Source organism: Allobosea sp. TAB14, from assembly GCF_052113865.1.
GTDB classification, from domain to species: Bacteria; Pseudomonadota; Alphaproteobacteria; order Rhizobiales; family Beijerinckiaceae; genus Allobosea; species Allobosea spartocytisi.
The window spans coordinates 1-6,661 of sequence record NZ_JBFRDQ010000216.1 but is presented as its reverse complement, the minus strand read 5'-3'; the positions used below and the strand labels follow the sequence as shown (position 1 = coordinate 6,661).

Annotated in this window: 5 protein-coding genes; all 5 read left to right on the top strand. The window is 63.7% G+C overall.

Annotation, left to right across the window (positions count from 1 at the left end):
• Window positions 1-2,989 (top strand): strawberry notch family protein (locus AB4Y99_RS23950; RefSeq protein ID WP_441525078.1); only part of this gene is annotated, 2,989 nt, incomplete at its 5' end.
• Entirely contained in the window at window positions 2,990-4,027 is a 1,038-nt protein-coding gene (locus tag AB4Y99_RS23945; RefSeq protein WP_441525077.1) for a DUF7146 domain-containing protein, read from the top strand.
• Between the two features lie 340 nt (window positions 4,028-4,367).
• Window positions 4,368-5,303, top strand: a complete 936-nt coding sequence (locus AB4Y99_RS23940) for a DUF2493 domain-containing protein (protein WP_441525076.1) — start codon at window positions 4,368-4,370, stop codon at window positions 5,301-5,303.
• 162 nt (window positions 5,304-5,465) lie between these two features.
• Window positions 5,466-5,882 carry a hypothetical protein gene (locus AB4Y99_RS23935; protein ID WP_441525075.1) on the top strand — a complete coding sequence of 139 codons (417 nt, stop codon included), beginning with the start codon at window positions 5,466-5,468 and terminating at the stop codon, window positions 5,880-5,882.
• A 610-nt stretch (window positions 5,883-6,492) separates the two neighbouring features.
• Window positions 6,493-6,661, top strand: a 169-nt coding sequence (locus AB4Y99_RS23930) for a single-stranded DNA-binding protein (RefSeq protein ID WP_441525079.1), incomplete at its 3' end; no start/stop codon positions are given.

Genomic DNA, 6,661 nt, shown 5'->3' with positions numbered 1-6,661 from the left:
GTTGGAAACCGTCATCTATGCCGGCGAAGCCCATTCGGACTTCCTTGCCGGATCGTGGACGCTGGACGAGACCTTCGATGTCGTCTCGGCTGCGCCTGACGACGCGCCGAACGCCGTCCGCTTCCGCCGTGGCTTTTTCCTCGGTGACGGCACTGGCGCGGGTAAAGGTCGCCAGTCGGCGGGGATCATCCTCGACAACTGGATGCAGGGCCGCCGCAAGGCCGTCTGGATCTCCAAATCCGACAAGCTGCTGGAAGACGCGCAACGCGACTRGTCGGCACTCGGCATGGAACGGCTGCTGGTCTCGCCGCTGTCGCGTTTCCCGCAGGGCAAGGACATTCGCCTGCCGGAAGGCATCCTGTTTACGACCTATTCCACGSTACGCTCCGACGAGCGTGGGAGCAAGGTTTCGCGCGTCCGGCAAATCGTCGAATGGTTGGGCTCAGACTTCGACGGAGTGATCATTTTCGACGAAAGCCATTCGATGCAGAACGCCGCAGGAGGCAAGGGAGAACGCGGCGACGTCGCCGCCTCGCAGCAGGGTCGCGCCGGTCTTCGCCTTCAGCACACCCTGCCGAATGCCCGTGTCGTCTATGTCTCGGCGACCGGCGCCACCACGGTTCACAATCTCGCCTATGCCCAGCGGCTCGGCCTGTGGGGCGGCGAGGATTTCCCATTCTCGACCAGGGCGGAATTCGTCGAAGCCATCGAAGCGGGCGGCGTCGCGGCGATGGAGGTGCTTGCCCGCGACCTCCGGGCGCTCGGTCTCTACACCGCCCGGTCACTCTCTTATGATGGCGTGGAATACGAACTGGTCGAGCATCAGCTTACGCCCGAACAGACCCGCATCTACGATGCCTATGCCGGGGCGTTCAGCGTCATCCATAACAATCTCGATGCCGCGATGCAGGCCGCCAACATCACCAGCGGCGAGAGCGGCTCCGGCACGCTGAACCGGCAAGCGAAGTCCGCCGCGCGCTCGGCCTTCGAGTCGGCCAAGCAGCGCTTCTTCGGCCATCTCCTCACCAGCATGAAGACCCCGACGCTGATCGCCGCCATCGATCGCGATCTGGCGGATGGCCATGCCGCCGTAATCCAGATCGTCTCCACAGGCGAAGCCCTGATGGAACGCAGGCTGGCCGAGCTTCCCGCCGAGGAATGGAATGACGTCCGCGTGGACATCACGCCCAGGGAATACGTCCTTGATTACCTCGCCCATTCCTTCCCGGTGCAGCTCTACGAGCCCTTCACCGACTCGGAGGGCAACCTGTCATCGAGGCCGGTCTACCGCGACGGCCAGCCGGTCGAAAGCCGCGAGGCCGCCGCCCGCAGGGATCGGCTGATCGAGAAACTCGCCTCACTCCCACCCGTTCCGGGCGCACTCGACCAGATCATCCAGCGGTTCGGAACCGACGTCGTGGCCGAGGTCACGGGCCGCTCGCGTCGCATCGTCCGCAAGACCAGCCCCGGCGGCGTTGATCGTCTCGCCGTCGAGAACCGCGCCGGATCGGCCAATCTCGCGGAAACCGCCGCCTTCATGGACGATCAGAAGCGTATCCTGATCTTCTCGGACGCGGGCGGCACCGGGCGATCGTACCATGCCGACCTCAATGCGAAGAACCAGCGGCTGCGCATCCACTACCTGCTCGAACCGGGCTGGAAGGCCGACGCCGCCATTCAGGGGCTGGGTCGCACCAACCGGACCAATCAGGTGCAACCTCCGCTGTTCCGTCCGATCTCGACCGACGTAAAGGCCGAAAAACGCTTTCTTAGCACCATCGCCCGCCGCCTTGACACGCTGGGCGCGATCACGCGCGGCCAGCGCCAGACCGGCGGTCAGGGTCTGTTCCGTCCCGAAGACAATCTGGAATCGCACTATGCCCGCGACGCGCTGCGACAGCTCTATCTCCTGCTGGTGCGCGGCAAGGTCGAGGGTTGCTCGCTCCAGATATTCGAGGACGCCACCGGTCTCAAACTGATGGACGACACCGGCATCAAGGACGAGCTGCCGCCGATCACCACTTTCCTGAACCGGCTGCTGGCGCTGACCATCGAACTGCAGGGTGTCCTGTTCACCGCTTTCGAGCAATTGCTGAACGCCAAGATCGAGGGCGCTATCGCCTCCGGCAGCTACGATGTCGGGCTGGAAACGCTGCGGGCGGAGAGCTTCATCGTCACCGACCGCCAGACCATCCACGTCCATCCGGGCACTGGCGCCGAAGCCCGGTTGCTGACCATCACGCAGCGAGAGCGCAACCGCCCGGTGACGCTCGCCGAGGCGCTCGACTTGGCTGCCGATTCTCGGGCGAAGCTTCTCATCAATGAGCGCTCCGGCCGCGCCGCCGTGCAGATCCCGACCACCAGCGTCATGCTCGACGATGGAGAGATCGAGCGGCGCATCCGGCTGATCCGGCCGATGGAGGCGCATAATATCCCGGTCAAGATGATGGGCGAGACCCATTGGGTCGAAGCGGACGAGGCCGCTTTCGTATCGACCTGGACTACAGAGGTGGCCGAGGTGCCGGAGTTCGTCGACAGCACCATCCATGTAGTCAGCGGCCTGTTGCTGCCGATCTGGAAACGCCTGCCGAATGACTCGACACGGGTTTACCGTCTCCAGACCGATGACGGCGAGCGCATCGTCGGCCGCCGCGTTTCGCCCGCCTGGGTCGCAGGCGCGATGGCCACCGACACATCGACACTGACGCCAGACGATGCCTTCATGGCCCTGATGGACGGCAAGACTATCCTTGATCTTGCCGAAGGCCTCCAGCTTCGACGCAGCCGCGTCATGCGCGCCAACCGCATCGAACTGTCAGGTTTCACCGACGTCATGCGCGATCGCCTTTCGGCCTATGGCCTCTTCCACGAAATCATCTCATGGAAGCTCAGGATGTTCATTCCGACCGACGCTTTCGGTCCAGCCATCCTGGCCAAGGTGCTGGAGCGCTATCCTGTCCAGCGCATCGGCGAACGGGAGGCGGCGTAGATGGCTCGCCATGACGCCTCCGAACTCGCGCAACGTCTCGGCCGGCAGGCCGAGGCGGTGTGTAAGCACTATCTGTCGAACGGTCATCGCGAAGGCCGCTACTGGCTGGTCGGCGATGTACAGAACAGCGCCGGCCGCTCTATGTTCGTGCGCCTGACCGGTCAGGAATCCGGCAAGGGCGCAGCAGGAAAATGGACCGACGCGGCGACCGGCGAACATGGCGACCTGCTCGACGTCATCCGCGAGAGCTGCGGCCTCATCGACTTCAAGGACGTCGCTGACGAAGCCCGGTCGTTCCTCAGTCTGCCAAGGCCGGAACCTGATCCGGTTCCCCGATCCCGGCCGGGAACAGCTCCAGCCGGATCGCCGGAAGCCGCACGGCGTCTGTTCGCCATGGCGCAACCGATTGCCGGGACCGTCGTGGAAGCGCACTTACGGAAACGTGCGATTACGGCTTTGCAAGAAACCGGCGCACTCCGGTTCCACCCCCGCTGCTACTATCGGCCCGAGGGGCATGGTCCCTCCGAGACCTGGCCCGCGATGATCGCTGCCGTCACCGACCTTGGCGGCGTCCAGACCGGAGCCCATCGCACCTGGCTTCTGCCCGAYGGCAGCGACAAAGCCCCTGTCGATACTCCTCGGCGGGCGATGGGCCATCTCCTGGGGCACGGCGTCCGCTTCGGTATGTCGGATGATGTCCTGGCAGCGGGCGAAGGTATCGAGACCGTGCTGTCGGCACGCTCGGGCCTGCCCCAAATGCCGATGATGGCGGCGCTCTCGGCGGCGCACCTTACAGCCATCCTGTTCCCCCCAACCCTCCGGCGGCTCTATATCGTGCGCGATTCCGATCCGGCAGGGAATGGCGCGCGCGACAGTCTGGTCGAACGGGCGCAGGCGGTCGGGATCGAAGCGGTTGTGCTGTCGCCGGTGCTCGGGGACTTCAATGAGGATCTGCGTCAGCTCGGCATCGAGGCTCTGCGGGCGGCCTTGCGGGTTCAGATCGTTCCTGAAGACGTCAGCCGATTTCTCGCAGCGTAAGGACGCATCGGTCACGCCAGGGATAAGCCGCGCAGCGGCCCGAAACCTGCCGTATCCGGTCAGGATGTTTCCCCAACGTGTCGGAGAGGCCGCCGCCCACGGCCTTCTGAGAGGGCGATCGAGCCGTCAAACGGCCCTGACCGGCAATGGCTGCGCCCGGCTATTTTCCGCCGCGCCCTGAGGGCGCTTTGCATCGCGAGGCAAAATAGCCGGTCTTCGCCATCCAGCGCTTGAGGCTTGGCCCTTCGCTTCGCTGCGGGTGCAGGTCCAGTCCGCCCGACAGCTTTCGTCGCCTGCGAAGGCCGCGATGGGCGCGGTCAATCCGACGAGGGCGAATACCATGATGACCGACTACGATGACGCAGGTTTCGAGCCGCCGCACACCTCATCCCCTACCGATCACCTCCTCAACGAACTCCAGCTCTACGGCTACCGTCCCTTCGAGGATGAACCCGACCCAAGGCCGCTTCCCGAAGGCAATGCTGTCGCTGGCGCCGTCGCCGACATCTTCCACGCCCTGATCGCGACCCTCGGCGACACCCGCCWGGAGCCCGACCTCGACGAGCTGTTGTGGTCGACCGTCAATCTCTTCCACCGCGCCACCGCCCGGATCGAACGCGATCTGGATGATAACGAGCAGGCGCAGCGCCGCGGCCAGAGGGAACAGGATGGCAGCGAGGTGAAGTCGGTCGAGCTGGAGCGCCTGACGGCAGAGGGGCAGACCTTCATCGAGCGGCGCAACAGCATGGAACTCTTCCGCGATGTCGCCGCCGAACAGTTCGAGCGCCACACCGGATCGGCCTGGCGGCCGCGCTCCGGGTCGATGGTCAACCACCGCAACCTGACCTCAGCGATGATCGACAGCCGGGACTTCCTCGCCGCCAAGCGTCGGGCCGAAACCGAGGTGATGCTGCCCGCCGGTCCCAAGGTCGCCTTCACCGGCGGTCTCGACTTCAACGATCATCACCTAATCTGGGCCAAGCTCGATCAGGTCCATGCCAAATATGCCGATATGGTCTTGCTGCACGGTGGATCACCGAAGGGCGCCGAGTTGATCGCGGCAAAATGGGCCGACAATCGCAAGGTTCCGCAGGTCGCCTTCAAACCCGACTGGACACGGCACAGCAAGTCCGCGCCCTTCAAGCGTAACGACGCCATGCTGGATGTCCTCCCGGTCGGCGTCATCGTCTTTCCCGGCACCGGGATTCAGGAAAACCTTGCGGACAAGGCCCGCAAGCTCGGCATCCCGGTCATGAAGTTCGACGGCGGCGCGTAAGCGCCGCCGCTCGGCGGTGGTTCAGCCGCCTTTACTTGACTACACGATCACACTCTGGCTCAAATATAGCATCCTCGAAGAACCGGCGAAGTAGCATAGTCGCAGGCGGAGCGTACCTCTGGCAGCCTGTCGTAACCCACAACCCTTTCTGTGGAGGCTTCCATGACCCTGATCCTGCTCGCCATCTCCTTGTCGATCGCGCTTTGCGTCATCGCCTATAACTTCGCCATCTATGCCTTGCCCTTCATGGTTGGGCTGACAGCGTTCCAATATACTTATGGGACCGACGCTGGATTTCTGATGTCAGGTTTCGCCGCCATCGGTGCAGCTCTGCTTTCTGTCGGGCTGGTCATCGCCGTGCTCGGCTTTGCGAAGAACCCCGCTCTTCGGCTCATCGCGCTCGCTATCTTCGCCGTGCCGGCCGCCATCGCTGGGTACGCGCTTGTTTACGGCGTCACGAAAAACGCCATAGAATCGACCATTGTGCTCAACCTGCTCGGTGGCGCCGGCGGCCTGTTCATCGGCATCGCGGCAATGCTCAATCTCAACGCCCTCGGATCGGCCGTCCTCTCGCGCTGATCTCAGCATTCAGCAATCTGCCGCTTCCCTCAATATCCGCAACGACGGCAAACGCCACCGGGCCTCGTTTCCCGCTCAGACCTGCAAATAGCAGCGCCAGATCAACGGTGTTCGTCTCGCGGTCTTGGCGTGATGCGGAACGTCGACAATCGAGGTCGACCTACCACTGGCAGGATCGTTATGCCGATGATCGACCCCTTGCGCCGTGACCACCGATCATGGCGAACCACGTTCCTTCTCACATACTGGAGCCGCCCGAGAACAATTGAAGGCGATACGGCGCTTTCAACCTCCCCTATTGCCTGAACGTCCCATGCCATGCCTTGCCTTCCATGAACCCGAAGTGCGGGCCGCATGAGTGGCCAGGGAACCCGGCTGCCTATACTGGAGCAGTTCGCGGAGCCCTGTCTCGATGATGAACACCGGCAAGGACGAAGGTTCCGCTGATCGCTCCGAGGCGCTTCGCCGATGGACATATCCCTCCGACTGACTGATCCCCTAAGCCCGTTCAGTTTCCGCCAGCAACCCCTGCAAACCAGACCGAGTTGGCGCCGAAGCGCCGGCCCGCACCACACTGTTTCTTCGGGGTTCGCCATTCGCATTCGCTTCGGTGCAGTCGTCTCCCGACGGTCTTGGCCGGGTCTCGTMGGAGGGACCGTCCCTCGGACTGAAGCAACGGAGACATCAAATGCAGAACATCGTCATTCTCGCCGGCAACATCGGCCAGGAACCCGAAACCCGCACCACCCAGGGCGGCACCGGCATCACCCACTTCACGC